The organism is Arthrobacter sp. BL-252-APC-1A, from assembly GCF_009696625.1.
GTDB lineage: Bacteria > Actinomycetota > Actinomycetes > Actinomycetales > Micrococcaceae > Arthrobacter_B.
The window spans coordinates 37073-54681 of sequence record NZ_VULS01000005.1; the positions used below are offsets into that span (position 1 = coordinate 37073).

Sequence of the window (17609 nt, forward strand, 5' to 3'; positions counted from 1 at the left end):
CGTCTCGAAGGAATCCCCATGAACAGCCGTTCCAGCTTCTCCCGCCGCCCGCCCCGCTTCTCCCGCCGCCCGCTAACCGCGCTGGCAGCCACCGCCGCCGCCCTCACACTGGCCCTGACCGGCTGCGTTGCCGGCGAGGATTCCTCCGGTGCGGCCGCCAATGACGCAGCCGACGGCGGCACCCTGAACATCGACTTCGCCACGTACAACCCGCTCAGCCTGGTCATCAAGGACCAGGGCTGGCTGGAAGCAACCCTTGAAGAGCAGGGCGTGGAAGTCAACTGGGTGCAGTCCGCCGGGTCGAACAAGGCCAACGAGGCGCTGCGTGCCGGAGCGATCGACGTCGGTTCCACCGCCGGTTCGGCCGCACTCCTGGCCCGCTCCAACGGTTCGCCGATCAAGACCATCAGCATCTACTCGCAGCCTGAATGGGCGGGACTGCTGGTCTCCCCCGGCTCGGACATCACCTCCGTAGAGGACCTGGCCGGCAAGTCCGTAGCCGCCACCAAGGGCACCGATCCGTACTTCTTCCTGGTTCAGGCTCTGGAAGAGGCCGGCCTGAGCACCTCAGACGTCACGGTTGAGAACCTGCAGCACGCCGACGGCCGCACCGCCCTCGAAAACGGTGCGGTGGACGCCTGGTCCGGACTGGATCCGATCATGGCTGGAGCCGAGCACGCCGGTGCAGAGTTCCTCTACCGCAACCTGGACTTCAACACCTACGGCTTCCTGAACGCCACGGAGTCCTTCCTTGAGGAGAAGCCGGAACTGGCCCAGACCGTGGTGAACGTCTACGAAAAGGCCCGTGCCTGGGCTGCAGAAAACCCCGAGGAAACCGCGCAGATCCTCGCCGACGTCGCCGGTCTGGACCTGGAAGTAGCCCGCACCGTCATTCTTGAACGCAGCAACCTCGACGTCGACGCCGCCCCGGGCGATGCGCAGCGAAAGGTCCTGGAAAAGGTGGGCCCCGTGTTCGTCGAAACCGGCGACGTTGCCAACCAGAAGGCCATTGACGACGCGGTTGCGTCCCTGCTGGATGACTCCTTCGTGCAGAAGGCCGATCCGGAAGCCGTGAAGGAATCCTAATGAGCAGCAATCCATCTCCCGCTGCCGCACCCGCAGTGGCAGGCCCGTTCGGGTCTTCCGCAGCACCCGCACCTGCCCAAAAGGCCAGCTCCGGCGGCATCCTCACCAAGACCTGGGTCCGCGTAGCACTGGGCCTGGTTGTACCGGCCCTGCTGCTGGGACTGTGGCAGCTCGTCTCCGTCCTCGGGGTCTTCAGCGCGGTGCAGCTTCCATCCCCCGGCGCAGTGCTGACCTCGGCTGCGGACCTGATTGAACGCGGCGAACTCGGCACGCACATTGCCATCTCCACGCAGCGCGTACTGACTGGTTTTGCGCTCGGTGCCGCGCTGGGACTGGTTCTCGGCGCCCTGCTGGGGCTGTCCCGGCTGGCGGATGTACTGCTGGGCCCGCTGTTCGGAGCAGTCCGCGCAGTACCGTCCCTGGCCCTGGTGCCGCTGCTGATCCTGTGGATGGGCATCGGCGAGGACTCCAAGGTCACCCTGATCACCATCGGTGCGTTCTTCCCGGTATTCACCACCGTGTCCCTCGCCCTGCGGCATGTGGACAAGAACCTCGTCGAAGCAGCCCGCGCCTTCGGCCTGAACGGCATCAAGCTGCTCACCACGGTGCAGCTGCCCGCCGTCGTCCCGGCTGTTTTCTCCGGCCTGCGGCTCGCACTGGCACAGTCCTGGCTGTTCCTGGTGGCTGCGGAACTGATTGCGTCCTCCATGGGACTGGGCTTCCTGCTCACGGACTCGCAGAACAACGGCCGCACCGACCGGATGTTCCTGGCGATCGTGCTGCTGGCAGTTATCGGCAAGACGACGGATGCCCTGCTGGGCGTCGCTGAAAAGTGGGCAGTGAAGAAATGGGCGTAGGCACAGCAACCGAAACCGCGGCCGAACCGGAGTTCGCCACCGAGGCTGAGCGGATCGCGTTCTGGGAGGACGCTGCCCGCCGCCTGCAGTGGGACCAGCCGTGGCACACGGCGCACACCTTCCGCCCTCCGCAGCGGCTCAGCGGTCCGGAGGTTCCGGAAGCCGACGCCGAATACTCCGTCCCGGAAATCGAGTGGTTCGCCGGCGGAAAGCTCAACGTCGCCGTGAACTGCGTGGACCGCCATGTGGCGGCCGGCCGCGGAGACAAAGTGGCGCTGCACGCCGAAGGCGAGCCCGGCGACCGCCGAACCTACACGTACGCCGGCCTGCAAAAGGAAGTCTCCAAGGCAGCCAACGCCCTGCTGGCCCTGGGCATCGAAAAAGGCGACCGGGTGGTCATCTACCTGCCCGTCATCGCCGAAACGATCATCATCACCCTGGCCTGCGCCCGCATCGGGGCCATCCACTCGCTCGTGTTTGGCGGCTTCTCTGCTGAGGCCCTGAAGTTCCGGGTGGAAGACACCCGCGCGAAGCTCCTGGTCACCACCGACGGCCAGTTCCGCCGCGGGGCGGCTGTACCGGTGAAGGACAACGCGGACGAGGCGGTTTCCGGGGACAACGCAATCGAGCACGTGCTGGTCATCCGGCGCACCGGCTGCGACATCGCCTGGACCGAGGGCCGGGACATTTGGTGGCACGAGACCGTTGACGCCGCCTCCGACGTCCACGAACCGGAGGCGTTCGACGCCGAGACGCCGCTGTTCATCATGTACACCTCCGGCACCACGGGAAAGCCCAAGGGCCTGGTGCACACCATGGGCGGCTACCTCACCCAGGCCTTCTGGAGCTACGAGTTCCTGTTCGCCAACCCGGACGAGTCCGCCCGCGAAGCCGACGTCCACTGGTGCACCGCAGACCTCGCCTGGGTCACTGCGCACACCTATGAGATTTACGGACCGCTCTCCAACGGCGTCACCCAGGTGATTTTCGAGGGCACCCCCAACACTCCGCATCCCGGCCGGCACTTCGAAATCATCGAACGCTACAAGGTCACCAGCTACTACACCGCTCCTACCCTCGTCCGCTCCCTGATGGGCTGGTTCCCGGACGGCGTCCCGGACACCTGGGACCTCTCCTCCATCCGGCTGCTCGGGACCGTCGGCGAAGCCGTGAACCCCGAAGCCTGGCGCTGGATACGGGAGAACATCGGCCGCGGCGAGGTACCGGTGATCGACACCTGGTGGCAGTCCGAAACCGGCGCCACCATCCTCTCCCCGCGCCAGACGGACAGCAGCTTCAAGCCCGGCTGCGCTTCCCGCGCACTGCCGGGAGTCTCCACCCGGATCGTCGACGAACACGGTGCCGACGTCCCGCCGAACGTGCAGGGTTTCATTGTGGTGGACCGGATCGGCCCATCCATGACGCGCACCTGCTGGGGCGACCCGCAGCGCTACCTCTCCTCCTACTGGCGGCAGTATGCGCAGCAGGGCTGGTTCCTGGCCGGTGACGGCGCCCGCTATGACGACGACGGAGACACCTGGATCCTGGGACGGGTGGACGACGTGCTGAACGTTTCCGGCCACCGGCTCTCCACCATCGAGATCGAATCTGCCCTGGTCTCCCACCCATGGGTGGTTGAAGCCGGGGTTTGCCCGGTCGCGGATCCGAAGACCGGCCACGCCATCGCCGCGTTCGTGGTCCTGACCGACGCTGCGTCGAAGGACGCGGAGACGGTCACGGCAGAACTGCGCGCCCACGTGGCAAGGGAAATTGGGCCGATCGCCAAGCCCGCCGCCGTCGTCGTGGTTCCGGATGTCCCCAAGACCCGCTCGGGAAAGATCATGCGGCGGCTGCTCACCCAGCTCTTCGAAGGCACCACGCTAGGGGACACGACCAGCCTGCAGAACGAACCCTGTATTCCTGCGATCCACACCGCGTGTGAAGCGCGGCGGACCGAGGCCGGGAACTAATGAGCGGTGTCGTGAACCCTGGCCAGCGTCACCCGATCCAGCTCCACCGCTCCGCCCATGGCGCGGTGCAGGCGCAGGAACTCCACGGGCGAGACCTCAAGGAACGAGGTGTCATTCTTCTCCGGGAGCAGTTCGGGATGCCCGCCGTCCATCATTTCGGTGAACATCCGCTCCGCGGCAACCCGGTCCATGGGCTCCGTGGGAGTCACCTTGTGGTTCGCGGACGCAAGTTTGTACCCGGTTTCAACCACGATCACGTACTCGTCCATGCCCGCTCCCAGGATTGCCTCTGCGCAACTGTCCTCAACATTGTTGGTATCCAGCACCCAATAAAGCAACCATTGGCGAACCGCTTACCCGCGGTTCCCCCAAGGAAGGAGCACTCAGTCCATGAGTGACCGCCAGTTCGGATTCCGTACCCGCGCCCTGCACGCCGGCGGAACGCCCGACGCCATCCACGGTGCCCGTGCCGTTCCCATCTACCAGTCGACGTCGTTCGTTTTCAAGGACACCGCCGACGCCGCGAACCTGTTTTCGCTGCAGAAGTACGGCAACATCTACTCCCGGATCGGCAACCCCACAGTCGCCGCGTTCGAGGAGCGCATCGCCTCCCTGGAGGGCGGCATCGGTGCGGTAGCGACGGCGTCGGGCATGTCCGCGGAGTTCGTCACCTTCGCGGCAATCTGCTCAGCCGGGGACCACATTGTGGCCGCTTCCCAGCTCTACGGCGGGACGGTCACGCAGCTGGATGTCACGCTGCGCCGCTTCGGCATCGAGACCACTTTTGTGCCGGGCACGGATCCGGCGGACTACGCCGCCGCAATCCAGGAAAACACCAAGGCCGTCTACGCGGAGGTCGTAGCGAACCCGAGCGGTGAAGTCACGGACATTGAGGGCCTGGCGAAGGTAGCGCACGACGCCGGTGTGCCGCTGATCCTCGACGCCACCCTGAGCACTCCTTACCTGGTGCAGCCGTTCAAGCACGGCGCGGACATTGTGATCCACTCCGCCACCAAGTTCATCGGCGGGCACGGCACCACCCTGGGCGGCGTCGTCGTGGAGGCCGGCACCTTCAACTGGGGCAACGGCAAGTTCCCTGCCATGACCGAGCCGGTGCCGTCCTACGGCAACATCTCCTGGTGGGGGAACTTCGGGGAGTACGGCTTCCTGACCAAACTGCGGTCCGAGCAGCTGCGCGATATTGGACCGACATTGAGCGCGCAGTCCGCGTTCCAGCTGCTGCAGGGCGTGGAAACCCTCGCTCAGCGGGTGGACGAGCACCTCCGCAACGCACAGGCCGTAGCCGAATGGCTGGAAGCGGATGAGCGCGTGGCCTGGGTGTCCTACGCCGGCCTTGAATCCCATCCTCATCATGAACGCGCGAAGAAGTACCTGCCCAAGGGTCCGGGTTCCGTCTTCAGCTTCGGCGTGAAGGGCGGCCGTTCTGCCGGGCAGACATTCATTGAATCGCTGCAGCTTGCCTCACATCTGGCCAACGTGGGTGACTCCCGCACCCTGGTGATCCACCCGGCGTCGACTACTCACCAGCAGCTCTCCCCCGAACAGCTGGCTGCCGGCGGCGTGCCGGAGGACCTGGTGCGCATTTCCGTGGGCCTGGAAGACCTGGAGGATATTCTCTGGGACCTGGACCAGGCGCTGACCGCTGCTGCAGCAGGTGCGGCACCCGCCGCCGCCGAACCCGCTGCGGCCTGCAGCATTCCGCTTGAAACCGAGGAGTCAGCCAATGTCTGAGAACCGCACCTGGGCGGGGCCCAGCGCCCCCGAACGGCTGTCCCTGCTGCGTTCGGCGAAATCGATCGCCATTGTGGGTGCTTCGGACAAACCGTCCCGTGCCTCCTACTTCGTGGCCACGTACCTGCTCTCCTCCTCGCCGTACAAGGTGTACTTCGTGAACCCGGTAGCCAAGGAGATCCTGGGCCAGCCGGTGTACGCCTCACTGGCTGACTTGCCGGAGACCCCGGACATCGTGGATGTGTTCCGCCGGCACGATGACCTGCCGACCGTGCTGGAAGAGGCAAAGGCCGTGGGTGCCAAGACGCTCTGGCTGCAGCTGGGCTCCTGGCATGAGGACGTAGCCCGTGACGCTGAAGCGGCCGGCATGAACGTGGTGATGGACCGCTGCGTCAAGATTGAGCACGCCCGGTTCCACGGCGGACTGAACCTGGCAGGGTTCAACACGGGAGTGATTTCCTCCAAGCGGCAGCTCACCGCTTAGCCCGTATTTACCGCCGAGAGGCCAGTTCCTGCTGTTTCACGCTCCAGCAGGAACTGGCCTCTCGTTTTGTCTGGGAGTGACCGGAACGGGTTAACCGTCGCCGCGGCCACCAGGCTGCTCCGAACCGCCGCGGTTGCCGTCCTTGCCGGTATTCTGGCGGCCACTGTCATCCTTGCGGTCCCGGTTCCCGCCTTGTCCGCGATCCTTGTTTTCGGCAGCCTGGCCTGGCCAGTCCTGGGTTTTTTGCCACCCGTAAGTCTTCTCGCTGTGGTGGTCGTCTTTCCAGCCCGGGCCGTTGTTCCGGCCCTGGTTGTTCTCCGAATCCTGGCCGTTGTTCCAGCCCTGGCCTGGGTTCCCACTCTGGCCTGGCCCCTCGTGCTGCCATTTCCCGGGAGTACCGGGATCCTGTTCCAGGCCGGTCTGCATCTCCCCCTGGACAGGCTGGTCTCCTGCCGGGTCCGGCGTTTCATCAGCCGGTGGCGCATCCGGCTCGACCGGGACGGCGGACGGCACAGCGGCCGGGTCCGGTGCAGCTGGATTCTGAGCCTCGGGACTTGGCGACGGCGCGGGGACCTGCTCATAGTCGAACGGCGCGGGGACCTCGGGTGAATCTTCGGCCGTGACCCACAGGCCGCCGCTGGTGGCCGCAACGCCGGTTGTGCCGGCTGCCATGGCAGCGATGATGGCTCCGCCAAGCAGGTATCCGCGGCGGCGGGACGGCCTGCGCAGCGGCGTCACGCCTGCAGAAAAGAAGGCCTCGAGCTGCGGGCTGGCGGCCGGGACAGCTGTGTGTCCTTCCGCGCGGAGGCCCATAAGGGCTTCACCGAGCTCCGGAGTCTCAGGGACACCTGACTCCGCCAAGAGGCGCCGGACCGATTCCCGGTCACTGGGGTTGCTGGACGTGCTGTTCATGTTTATCCGCTGCCTCCTTCCCTGCCATCCGTTCCTTGAGCGCCAGGAGCGCCCGCCTTTGAAGCTGTTTGACGGAGTTGACCGTCTTCCCCATGGTTGCTGCGGTCTCTTCGAGCGAGAGGTCGGCAACTACCCGCAGCAGCAGGACTTCGCGCTGGGGCTCACTGAGCCCGTCCAGCAGTTCTGCCGCCGCCAGCGGAGAGTGCACAACAGCGTCCTCTGCAGATTCCGTGGTCCGCTGATCCAGCTGCGGATCGTACGGGGCAGTTGCCGGCTGGCGCTCACGGCGGCGGTAGTCGTCCACCATCCGCGCGTGCGCCACGGAAAAAACGAAGGTACGCAGACCTTCGGGACCGCCGGAGACCGTGGAAATCCTGGAGAAAACCGCCAGAAATACATCCTGTGTCAGAGCCTCGGGGTCTTCACAACCCTTGGATTTCAGGTAGCCAAGAACTGAGGGGGCCAGAGACTCGTAGACAGCCCGCAATGCCGCGGGGGTGTTGGCACGCGCTTCAGAGACGATTGTCTCTGTAAGCGGATCAGCCAAGGCGGGGTCCTTCGGTCTGGGTCGTTGGGGCGAACCAAATCGTACCCCGCCCAAGCTGATCCTGCAGGAGATGGCCGCGCCGGTACTCGTTGGGGGATGAGCACCGACGCGGCCATTCAAAGTGGTAATCGTGCCGGGTACGCAAAAGGTTACGCACCTGCCAAAGTTTTTTCCGCAGCGCCCCCCGCGGTGAACGCATCCTCCGCCCATCACGCAGCGGCGGCAGCAGGAGCACGGCGCCTGATGTGGAAGACTTGATTGGGTCCGTCCTTCAAGCGGCGGGCACAGCGCGGACGGCCCGAGGCGAATACTCCTGCCAGCCCGTACCGAACCAGCAACACCGCGGCCATCCGGCCCGGTCCAGGAAGACAATGCCGAGCACTACACCCCACCACACTGATTTGAAGCGCGGCCTCACCCTGCGGCACATCCGGTTCATCGCACTGGGTTCCGCCATTGGAACCGGACTGTTCTACGGCTCCTCGGAAACCATCCAGGCTGCCGGACCTGCAGTGCTGATCGCCTACATTATTGCCGGGTGCGCCGTGTTCCTGGTCATGCGGGCCTTGGGCGAAATGGCCGTCCGGCACCCGGTTGCAGGCTCTTTTGCCCAGTACGCCGGACGTTACCTGGGACCGCGGATGGGGTTCCTCACCGGCTGGACCTTCGCCTTCGAGATGATCATCGTTGCCATTGCGGACATGACAGCGGTCAGCATGTACATGGGGCTGTGGTTTCCGGACACACCCGGGTGGATCTGGATGATCGCGGCAATGCTGCTGATCGGGGGTCTCAATCTTCTGCGCGTGCGCGTCTTCGGCGAACTGGAGTTCTGGTTCACCCTCATTAAGGTATCCACCATTGTGGCGATGATTGCCGGCGGTCTCTACCTGATCGTCTTCGGCGTCAGCACCGGCGGATACCAGCCGGGGGTCAACAACCTGGTGGACCACGGCGGCTTCGCGCCCTTCGGTGTCTGGGGCATTGTGATGAGCCTCGGCATCGTCGTCTTTTCCTTCGGCGGCGTTGAAACGCTGGGTGTAACTGCAGGAGAAGCAGGCGACCCGCAGCGCGCAATCCCCAAGGCCGTGAACACTGTTCCGGTCAGGATCCTGCTTTTCTACGTTCTCTCACTGGGCGTCATGCTCTGCCTTCTGCCGTGGGACCGGATAGGTTCCGAGGGCAGCCCGTTTGTTCAGGTTTTCGCAGGACTGGGCATTCCGTTCGCTGAGCACCTGATTAACGCCGTGGTGCTCACGGCGGCACTCTCCGCCATGAACTCGATCTTCTACGCGGCCTCACGGACCATGTACGGGCTGGCCGAACAGGGACATGCGCCGCAGGCATTCACCTGGGTCTCGCGTTTTGGGATCCCGGTGTGGCCGGTGGCAATCATCATGGCCTGCCTCATCGCGGGCCTGGGTCTGTTCCTGTGGATTCCTGAGCAGCTGTTCCTGGTTGTCGCCTCCATCGCCACCTTCGCGACCCTCTTCACCTGGTCGTCGATCCTGCTCAGCCACCACCGGATGCGGCTGCAGATGCGGCGGGAGGCTACGCCGTCGGCCGGTTTTGCCTTCCCGGGCTGGCCGGTACTGAACTACATCACGCTGGGTTTCATGGCGCTGGTCACCGTCATCCTGGCGTTTACCGGTCCCGGACGCACGGCGTTGGCTGTGGGAGCGGTCTGGCTGCTGCTGATGCTTGCGGCCTACCAGTTCCTGGTCAAGGACGAGGGCCGGAAGCCGATCGAGCTGCCGGAGCCTGGCCGCGAAGCCTGACACCGGGGCGGGAGCCGATCGAGCTGCCGGAGCCTAGCCTCGTGGCGCAAACCTAGCTGCGTTCCGGATCGATGCATTCGGCCCGACCCAGTTTTCCTCCGTTTTGGGACATCCCTGCCGCAATGGGACAGCCTGCGGAGTGTTTTCCCTGCGGTTTGGGACATCCCTGCCAGTTGGGGACTTTCCTGCGCGGCTCCGCGGCAGGAAAGTCCCAAGGCGTACGGTTTGTCCCAAAACGGAGCGAAACGGCCGGGGGCGACCCTGAACAGGCTCCCGCGCCCGGCTGCTTAGCGGCCCCGGCGGCCCCGCGCCTGGCGGCCCGTTCAGCGGCTCGGCGTCCTGAGGGTCAACGTCGCACCCGCGCCGGCGGCCGCGCGGCCAGCCGTCCCAGCCTGCGGGTAAGGCTCGGACCGCATCCCGAAACTAGCTGGTCTCGACGACGACCTCGCCGGGCGCAAAGCGCCGGTTGGCCAGCACCGGAAGATACTCCCGGACCTCTTCGATCCGGTTCCTGTTCACGTCCGCAGTGGCAACCGCTTCCGGGTCATCACCAAGGAAGACCTGCGGAACACCCATCGGATCCAGGATGGCGGAGTGGCCGATCGTGTGGCCGCTCGAAGTTCCCGCTGCTGCCACCCAGACGGTGTTTTCGATGGCGCGGGCCTTGAGCAGGGTCTCCCAGTGGTCGATCTTGTGCTCGCCCTTGAACCAAGCGGCGGGAACCGCAAGCAGATCCGCTTCCTGCACAGCCAGGGCACGGGCGAGTTCGGGGAACCGCAGGTCGTAGCAGGTCATGAGGCCCACCCGCAGGCCGCCGAGCTCCACAACCTGGATTCCGCGGTCCCCTGCCTTGATCCGGGTGGATTCGGAGTAGCTGAAGGCGTCGTAAAGGTGCAGCTTCCGGTAGGTCGCTGCGATCCGCCCGTCGGCTTCGATCGCCACGAGCGTGTTGTAGGGCCGTTCCTCCCCCGAGGATTCGTACCCGCCGGCAACGACGGCGATGCCCAGCTCCGCGGCGGTCAGGGACAGCCGCTGCACAAAGGTGCTCCAGCCGGCGTCGACCGCTGCGGTCAGCGGGCCTTCGACCTTGCCGATGCTGAACATCGACTCTTCCGGGAAGACAATCAGTTCCGATCCCTCGGCCCTGGCCTTTTCCGCCAGCGAGCGCATCACTGCAAGGTTCGCTTCGACGTCGCCGCTGGGGCTGAACTGACCTACGCTGACCAACATTTGGGGAACCGCCTTGCCTTCGGGACCAGGATTGTTCCCAGCCTAGTGCAGGTCCCCAAAGTGCAGCACGGGTTTCAGGACCGCTCCTGATTTCGCGGCGGCGGCCGCGTCATTGATGTTCTGGAAACCGTAGCGGGTAATGAGCTTCTCCAGCGGGAACCGGCCCTGCTGCACCAGTTCCACCAGTGCGGGCAGGAACAGCTGCGGGGTGGAGTCACCTTCGGTAATACCGATGACCTGGCGGCCGTTCAGCATGAAGTTCACGTCCAGTTCCACGGTGGAGCCGGGGGCGGGGGCACCGATGAGCCCCAGTTTGCCCAGCGGCGCCAATGCGTCCGCCGCGGTTGCGGCAACCCGGGTGCTGCCGGTGGTTTCCAGGGCATGGGTCACGCCGGCGCCGTCCGTCATTTCAAACAGGGCCTGCAGAGCATCGGTACTGCCGGAATTGACGACGTCGGTGGCTCCCAGTTCACGGGCCAGCTCCAGTCTCGAATCCACCAGGTCCATGACCACAATGCGGGTGGATCCGCTTAGCGCCGCCGCCATGACCGCGGAAAGCCCGACAGGACCTGCCCCGAACACGGCGAGAATGGAGCCCGGTTCGGGCCGGAGAACGTTCATGACCGCGCCGGCGCCGGTCTGGATGCCGCAGCCAAGCGGGGCGAGGAGCGAAAGATCGGCGTCGGGATCCACCTTGGTGACGCCGCGCTCATCCGCCAGCACCAGGTCGGAGAAGGAGGACTGCGCGAAGAAGTGCCCATGGACACCCTTCCCGTCCTTGCTGATGGTGGCGCTGCCGTCCATCCGCTGCCCGCCCACCAGGTTCAGTTCCAGGAAGTACGTGCAGTAGGCAGGGTGGCCGCTGCGGCAGTTCCGGCACACTCCGCAGCTGGTGAAGCTGAGCAGTACATGGTCACCCGGAACCACTGAGGTCACAGCGGAACCCACTTCTTCCACCACACCGGCGCCCTCGTGTCCCAGGACTCCGGGCAGCGGGAAGGGGATGTGGCCGGCCTGGACGCCCAGGTCCGTGCCGCAGACACCGGCGGCCTGCACCCGGACCAGGACCTCGTCCGGACGGGGGTCGTCCAGGACCACGTCGGTGATTTCGAAAGGTTCATTGATGCCGCGCAGGATCGCGGCGCGCGCCTGGGTAGTCATAGCGCCCACGCTACGCGGATGGGCGCCCGCGCGTCAGGGTCCGGACGCGGATCGGGGCGGCAGGCGGAAACTCCGCCGGCCGCCCCCTCAGCAATAGTGCCCTTATGCGCTGACTGCCTCAGTTTCCTGGTGGTCTTCTGCGGCACCAAGCGAAGCGCTGGAACCGGACTGCACCTCGATGCGGCGCGGCCGGGCCTTCTCGCTGACCGGGATAATCACGTTCAGCACGCCGTTTTCATAGTGTGCGGTGATGCCGTCGGTATCGATGCCCTGGCCCAGGCTGAGCTGGCGCAGGAAGGACCCGCCTTCGCGTTCACGGGTGAGCCACTGAACGCCGTCCGTGCCCCGCAGCGTTCGCTCGGCGCGGATGGTCAGCAGCTGGCCGTCGACGTCGATGTCCACGGACCCCGGGTCAATGCCGGGAAGGTCAACGCTCAGGACATACCGGTCATCCTGCCGGTACAGGTCCATGGGCATGCCGCGCAGGGACTCGCTGCGGACTGCCTGGGCAAAACGGTCGAGTTCGCGGAACGGATCAAAGCGTGTTTCCATCACAAATCAACTCCTTCACTCCGCTGCAAGCAGCGGGCTGATCTGCCATTTGAATCAAAGTTGAGTTGGTATAGCTCAACTTTGGGCAGTAGATTAGCACTTGCAACCCGAGAGTGCTAACCCGAGGTTGCAGCGGAGATTTCCGCACCGCCGTCTTTCATTCGAACCATGTCTGGAAGGTAGGGAGCAGTGTCCCAACACCCTGGAACAGCCCACCGCGCCGAACGCGTTGAGAAACTCTTCACGCTTCCCAGCCGGATGTCCGGCTCGGCGCCCTCCCCCATACTCGATGCGGCCGCCTGGATCAGCGGACTGTGGGTAGTCGCCGCCGTGCTGGGCGTCGGCATTTTCTCCGGAGGAACAACTTCCCTGGTGCTGGCCCTCGTGCTGCTCTACGGCACCGGCGCCGCGCTGTCGGTACTGGGCTGGCTGACCTGGCGCGGCCTGCGCGTGCGCGCCGCCCGCCGTCTTGCCGCGGAACCCGGCGCATCCGCAGCCCGTGATTTCCTGGCTGCAACCGCTGCCGCCCAGGCCGAGTTCCGTGCAGCCGTTTTCCCCGAGGGCGCCACCGGAACACCCGAGGTCCGGCGCGCCCTGGCCTCCTCCCGAGCCGCCGCTGAGGGTGCACCCAGCAGCGTCCTGCCGGCCAGGCCCACAACGGGCAGCGCGGTGCGGACCGTCCCGCGTTCCGGCAAATCTCCTATCCGCAAGAACGCCGTCTGCAAGTCTGCCGCCCGCCGCCGCGGCGCAAAACCGCCCGCACAGCCGGTGCAGGATGATTTCGCCCCCGCCGCCTAGACTGAGGCGCCATGGAAGAAATCAAGGAACCTGTCCAGCTGTCCCTGGGAGACGGGAAGCTGAACCCGGCTGCGGCGGGCTTTTCCCGCGCCCCGCTGCACGCATTCGCGGATCTTCTCCAGGGGCTTCGGCATGGCTGGCGGACCAAACGGTGGGAATACTGGGGCGTACTGACCCCGGACCTGGTGCTTGGCATGACCATTGCCCACCTGGACTATGCCGCCACCCTGCAGCTGTACGTGTACGAACGCGCAACCGGCAAGGTAATCAGCCTGGCGCCGCTGGCCCTCCCGCCCGGCTCCAGTGCCGTCCTTCCGGACACGCTCCCGCCGCTCACCGCCGTCGGCACCACCGGCGGGCTGCATCTTCGTTTCCATGACGACGACGGCGGAACGCACCTGCGCGCTGAGTCGCCGCGTGTCGGCGTCGAGCTTTATGCACCAGCAGAAGGCGACGTCCTCGGCGTCGTGGTTCCGTGGTCGGATGCCCGTTACCAGTACACCCTCAAGGACGTCGCGCGGCGGGTCAGCGGCACCATCACGGTCGACGGGCGGGAGTATCCCGTGGGGGATGGCGCGTTTGCCGTCCTGGACCGCGGACGCGGACGCTGGCCCTATTCCCGGCGCTGGAACTGGGCGGCCGGCTACGGGACAACTGAAGGTACCCGGCTTGGACTGCAGCTTGGCGGCATGTGGACGGCCGGAACACCGGCAACGGAGAACGCGCTGATCGTGGACGGGGTACTCCACCATTACGACGGCGAGCTCGAGTTCAGCTACGACCTTACGGACCCGCAGGCGCCCTGGCATGTCCGCGGGGACTGGCTCGAGGCGACCCTCACCCCCTTCCACCGGCGGCTGGCTGCCACCAACGCCGTCCTCGTCGCGTCGAAGACCTGGCAGGCTTTTGGTGCGTGGTCCGGCTGGGCCGCGGCTCCGGACGGTACGCGCTACGATCTGGAAGGCGTGCACGGCTGGATCGAAGAAGCCCGGAACCGCTGGTAGTTGGGGTTTGGCTGCCCCCGGCGTTGGCTTGCTGTCCGCGGCGCAGATTCCCACTCATCGTGACAGATGTGAACCAACGGGACCTCACCAGTCCCATCAGTAACGACGAGTGTGAAACTGTGCAACCCAAGCCCCCGACACGGCATCCCGGAGCGCACACTGGAACCATGAAGCCAGTGGCCTTCCTGGGGATTTTGCTGATGTTCGCCGGATTGATCGGGTGCGGATTCTGCTTCGTGTTCTGGGCCGGGACACCGTCCTTGCAGCCTCCGCCCGGGGTTGCTTTCCTCTACGTTGCGCTTTCCGTCCTTTCGGTCGCCTGCATTGCCGCGTCCCTCTTCATCCGGCGCCGCTACCAATCCGGTCCCCGCTAGGGGTTTTCCAACACTGAGCACGCTGCTAGGTTCGGAGCCACCAGCCCCGACCCGAAGGAGCCCCAAGTGGCCAACAGGTTTGCCTCCCTTGCCCTGGATGCCGTCAACGTGGAAAGCCAGGCCAACTTCTGGACCGAAGCACTGGGTTACCGGGTGGCCGAATTGTTCGACGGCGGCATCTCCCTGGCTCCGGCCGAGGGCGTGGCTGGACCTCCGATCGACATCATCCCCGTCCCGGATGCCAAGACTGCGAAGCTCCGCCTGCACATCGACCTGGTTCCCGACGGATGCACCCAGCAGGAGGAAGTGGACCGGCTGCTTGCCCTCGGCGCTGTCCGGGCCGATGTCGGGCAGGGCCCGGATGTCTCCTGGGTTGTGCTGGCCGATCCCGAAGGCAACGAGTTCTGCGTCCTGTCCGCACGGGATTAGCAGAGCACACAGCAATAAGCCCCGCAGCCAAAAACGGCTGCGGGGCTTATGTATAGGCGGATTATTCGCTGATCAGGTCGCGGATCACGATCGTCTGGTCGCGGTCCGGGCCGACGCCGATCGCGGAGAACCGGGTGCCGGACATCTTCTCCAGCGCCAGCACGTAGTTCCGGGCGTTCTCCGGCAGGTCCTCGAGGGTCTTGGCGCCGGTGATGTCCTCGGTCCAGCCGTCAAAGTACTCGAAGATCGGCTTGGCGTGGTGGAAGTCGGTCTGCGTCATGGGCATTTCATCGAAACGCACGCCGTCGACGTCGTAGGCCACGCACACCGGGATCTTCTCGATGCCGGTGAGCACATCCAGCTTGGTGACGAAGTAGTCCGTGAAACCGTTGACGCGGGAAGCGTGGCGCGCCAGCACGGCGTCGTACCAGCCGCAGCGGCGCGGGCGGCCGGTGTTTACGCCGAACTCGCCGCCGGTCTTCTGCAGGTACAGGCCCATGTCATCGAAGAGTTCGGTGGGGAACGGTCCGGCACCAACGCGGGTGGTGTAGGCCTTGATGATGCCCACGGCGCGGTTAATGCGGGTGGGGCCAATGCCTGAGCCCACCGAGGCGCCGCCGGCCGTCGGGTTGGAGGAGGTCACAAACGGGTAGGTGCCGTGGTCCACGTCCAGGAACGTAGCCTGGCCGCCTTCCATCAGGATCACCTTGCCCTCGTCCAGTGCACGGTTGAGCTCGAAGGTGGAATCGATGACCATCGGGCGCAGGCGGTCGGCGTAGGAGAGGAAGTACTCCACCATCTCTTCGGTGTCCACGTCGCGGCGGTTGTAGACCTTCAGCAGCAGCTGGTTCTTCTGCCGCAGCGAACCCTCAACCTTCTGGCGCAGGATCGACTCGTCGAAGATGTCCTGCACGCGGATGCCGAGCCGCGCCACCTTGTCCATGTAGGCCGGGCCGATTCCGCGGCCGGTGGTGCCGATGGCACGCTTGCCCAGGAAACGTTCGGTGACTTTGTCCATCACCTGGTGGAACGGGGCAACAAGGTGCGCATTGGCGGAGATCCGCAGCTTGGAGGTGTCCGCGCCGCGCGCTTCCAGCCCGTCGATTTCGGTGAAGAGGGCCTCGAGGTTCACCACGCAGCCGTTGCCGATCACCGGGATGGCATTGGGGCTCAGGATGCCGGCGGGGAGCAGCTTCAGTTCGTACTTTTCACCGCCGACGACGACGGTGTGGCCTGCGTTGTTTCCCCCGTTGGGCTTGACGACGTAGTCGACGCGGCCGCCAAGCAGGTCGGTGGCCTTACCTTTACCTTCGTCGCCCCACTGGGCGCCGACGATGACAATTGCGGGCATGGGATCCTCCCCCATTAGTTACGTTAGGGAGCCGCGCCAGGCGCTGAACCGCTACCGTGCATGAGAACGCCCCTGCACCGTGAGACACAGGACACAGGTGTACAGGCTCAGGGCTGCGGGGCTCTTACCTGTCAAGTTTAGCCGATCCGCGGCCTGACCCGTTTGGATGCACAGGCGGGAGGCGTACGGTTTAGGCATGGAGCGCTTCCGCGGCTATATTGCCGGACTGGGCACTGCCTCGGGAACCCGCCTGGTTGTAGGGCACTGGCCGGACTCACCGTTCGGTCCTTTCACCGATGTAATGGTTGAAAACCGGTTTGGTGCCCGGCTGCTGCTGGCCCCGAGTGAGGCCGTAGCCCGCTATGTCTCCTCCACGTATACATTCGACGCAATCGACGTGGTTCCCGTCAGCGCTTTCCTGTCCGGGGACAGGCTGACGGTCGACGGCGGTGCGCTGCGGCTAAGCGCCAGGCTGGGCCAGGTGACCCTGCTGGGCAGGCTGCTGGAATCCGTGCCCGCACCGCTGGCCGTCCACCCGCTGTGGCTGCAGGCGGTGAATCCGCTGGCCCGCCTGATTGTCCGCGGTGTCCGTACGGCAGGAACCACCGGGGACCGGCTGGAGTTCTACGGAGTACGCTCCATCCGCCGGCTGGTGTCAGCACAGTGCTCATGGCGCGGCGAGGATCTTGGCCCCCTGGCTCCGGTAAGTCCGCCGGTCCGCTTCGGTTTTTCATCCGTCCCGGCCCGCCCCCAGATTCTGGCTGTCACCACCACAATCACCGCCCGGGTCCAGGGAGAAGGAATCCGCTCATGGAAAACCGCTTTCACCCGCATGCCGAGTCCGTCTGGTCTTACCCCCGCCCGCCCCGCGTCGAGCCAAGCGGGGAACATGTCCAGGTCTGGCTCGCCGGAACGCTGATCGCGGACACAATCCACGCACTGCGTGTCCTGGAAACGAGCCATCCGCCCGTCTACTACCTGCCCTTGGATGTCTTCGCCTCCGGAGTCCTGCAGCCTGTTCCCGGAACCACGCACTGCGAATTCAAGGGCGCTGCCGCCTATTTCGACGTCGTGTCCGGGCCGCAGCGCGCGGCCCGCGCGGCATGGACCTATCCGCGTCCGTTTCCCGGCTACGAGGAACTCGTCCACACGGCTGCCCTGTATCCGGGGCTGATGGACACCGTGCTGGTGGACGGCGAAGAAGTGCAGCCGCAGGAAGGGGACTTCTACGGCGGCTGGATCACAAGCCGGGTAACCGGGCCTTTTAAAGGCGCGCCGGGCACCTGGGGCTGGTAACGCCTAGGCCCTTGCTCAGCTTGGGTGG

Annotated in this window: 18 protein-coding genes; 11 read left to right on the top strand and 7 right to left on the bottom strand. The window is 65.5% G+C overall.

What is annotated here, in order from left to right:
• Positions 1-18 precede the first annotated feature (18 nt).
• From FYJ28_RS09070 to acs, 3 genes are read left to right on the top strand one after another with little or no spacing between them, the layout of a single operon-like run.
• Positions 19-1086 (top strand): aliphatic sulfonate ABC transporter substrate-binding protein, encoded by a 1068-nt coding sequence (locus tag FYJ28_RS09070; protein ID WP_154579080.1) that lies wholly within the window; start codon positions 19-21, stop codon positions 1084-1086.
• Complete coding sequence (locus tag FYJ28_RS09075) at positions 1086-1943, top strand: ABC transporter permease (protein WP_154579081.1); 858 nt, start codon at positions 1086-1088, stop codon at positions 1941-1943. The genes FYJ28_RS09070 and FYJ28_RS09075 overlap by 1 nt, the downstream gene beginning before the upstream one ends.
• Positions 1934-3913: an acetate--CoA ligase gene (gene acs, locus FYJ28_RS09080; RefSeq protein ID WP_154579082.1), complete on the top strand. Its 1980-nt coding sequence runs from the start codon at positions 1934-1936 to the stop codon at positions 3911-3913. The genes FYJ28_RS09075 and acs overlap by 10 nt, the downstream gene beginning before the upstream one ends.
• Here acs and FYJ28_RS09085 read toward each other — a convergent pair.
• Entirely contained in the window at positions 3910-4239 is a 330-nt protein-coding gene (locus FYJ28_RS09085; RefSeq protein WP_154579083.1) for a hypothetical protein, read from the bottom strand. The genes acs and FYJ28_RS09085 overlap by 4 nt on opposite strands.
• A gap of 64 nt (positions 4240-4303) precedes the next feature.
• Here FYJ28_RS09085 and FYJ28_RS09090 point away from each other — a divergent pair, with 64 nt between their 5' ends.
• Positions 4304-5665 (top strand): O-acetylhomoserine aminocarboxypropyltransferase/cysteine synthase family protein, encoded by a 1362-nt coding sequence (locus tag FYJ28_RS09090; protein WP_154579084.1) that lies wholly within the window; start codon positions 4304-4306, stop codon positions 5663-5665.
• The gene (locus FYJ28_RS09095) at positions 5658-6149 is read left to right on the top strand and encodes a CoA-binding protein (protein WP_154579085.1); all 492 of its coding nucleotides are present in this window, start codon (positions 5658-5660) and stop codon (positions 6147-6149) included. The genes FYJ28_RS09090 and FYJ28_RS09095 overlap by 8 nt, the downstream gene beginning before the upstream one ends.
• Positions 6150-6239: 90 nt before the next feature.
• On the opposite strand, the gene FYJ28_RS09100 is transcribed toward FYJ28_RS09095, so the two are convergent.
• Together FYJ28_RS09100 and FYJ28_RS09105 are read right to left on the bottom strand one after the other, a co-directional pair.
• Positions 6240-7061: a hypothetical protein gene (locus tag FYJ28_RS09100; RefSeq protein ID WP_154579086.1), complete on the bottom strand. Its 822-nt coding sequence runs from the start codon at positions 7059-7061 to the stop codon at positions 6240-6242.
• Positions 7033-7608, bottom strand: coding sequence for an RNA polymerase sigma factor (locus FYJ28_RS09105; protein WP_154579087.1), 576 nt, complete (start codon positions 7606-7608; stop codon positions 7033-7035). The genes FYJ28_RS09100 and FYJ28_RS09105 overlap by 29 nt, the downstream gene beginning before the upstream one ends.
• A gap of 371 nt (positions 7609-7979) precedes the next feature.
• Here FYJ28_RS09105 and FYJ28_RS09110 point away from each other — a divergent pair, with 371 nt between their 5' ends.
• Positions 7980-9386, top strand: a complete 1407-nt coding sequence (locus FYJ28_RS09110) for an amino acid permease (RefSeq protein WP_154579088.1) — start codon at positions 7980-7982, stop codon at positions 9384-9386.
• Between the two features lie 423 nt (positions 9387-9809).
• On the opposite strand, the gene FYJ28_RS09115 is transcribed toward FYJ28_RS09110, so the two are convergent.
• From FYJ28_RS09115 to FYJ28_RS09125, 3 genes are all read right to left on the bottom strand, one after another.
• A complete protein-coding gene (locus tag FYJ28_RS09115) occupies positions 9810-10616 on the bottom strand; it encodes a carbon-nitrogen hydrolase family protein (RefSeq protein ID WP_154579089.1) in 807 nt (268 codons plus the stop codon).
• Between the two features lie 42 nt (positions 10617-10658).
• Entirely contained in the window at positions 10659-11777 is a 1119-nt protein-coding gene (locus tag FYJ28_RS09120; protein WP_055240596.1) for an NAD(P)-dependent alcohol dehydrogenase, read from the bottom strand.
• A gap of 102 nt (positions 11778-11879) precedes the next feature.
• A complete protein-coding gene (locus tag FYJ28_RS09125) occupies positions 11880-12329 on the bottom strand; it encodes an Hsp20/alpha crystallin family protein (RefSeq protein WP_154579208.1) in 450 nt (149 codons plus the stop codon).
• 189 nt (positions 12330-12518) lie between these two features.
• On the opposite strand from FYJ28_RS09125, the gene FYJ28_RS09130 reads away from it, so the two are divergent.
• The 3 genes from FYJ28_RS09130 to FYJ28_RS09140 all read left to right on the top strand — a co-directional run bounded on the left by FYJ28_RS09130 (position 12519) and on the right by FYJ28_RS09140 (position 14934).
• A complete protein-coding gene (locus FYJ28_RS09130; protein WP_154579090.1) occupies positions 12519-13127 on the top strand; it encodes a hypothetical protein in 609 nt (202 codons plus the stop codon).
• An 11-nt stretch (positions 13128-13138) separates the two neighbouring features.
• On the top strand, positions 13139-14131 hold the full coding sequence (locus tag FYJ28_RS09135) for a DUF2804 domain-containing protein (protein ID WP_154579091.1): 993 nt from the start codon (positions 13139-13141) through the stop codon (positions 14129-14131).
• Between the two features lie 440 nt (positions 14132-14571).
• A complete protein-coding gene (locus FYJ28_RS09140; protein WP_326831626.1) occupies positions 14572-14934 on the top strand; it encodes a VOC family protein in 363 nt (120 codons plus the stop codon).
• 61 nt (positions 14935-14995) lie between these two features.
• On the opposite strand, the gene FYJ28_RS09145 is transcribed toward FYJ28_RS09140, so the two are convergent.
• The gene (locus FYJ28_RS09145) at positions 14996-16285 is read right to left on the bottom strand and encodes an adenylosuccinate synthase (protein ID WP_055240591.1); all 1290 of its coding nucleotides are present in this window, start codon (positions 16283-16285) and stop codon (positions 14996-14998) included.
• Between the two features lie 196 nt (positions 16286-16481).
• Between FYJ28_RS09145 and FYJ28_RS09150 the strand changes: the two genes are divergently transcribed.
• On the top strand, positions 16482-17204 hold the full coding sequence (locus FYJ28_RS09150; RefSeq protein ID WP_321164366.1) for a hypothetical protein: 723 nt from the start codon (positions 16482-16484) through the stop codon (positions 17202-17204).
• Complete coding sequence (locus FYJ28_RS09155; RefSeq protein ID WP_154579092.1) at positions 17096-17581, top strand: DUF427 domain-containing protein; 486 nt, start codon at positions 17096-17098, stop codon at positions 17579-17581. The genes FYJ28_RS09150 and FYJ28_RS09155 overlap by 109 nt, the downstream gene beginning before the upstream one ends.
• The last annotated feature ends 28 nt before the right edge of the window (positions 17582-17609 follow it).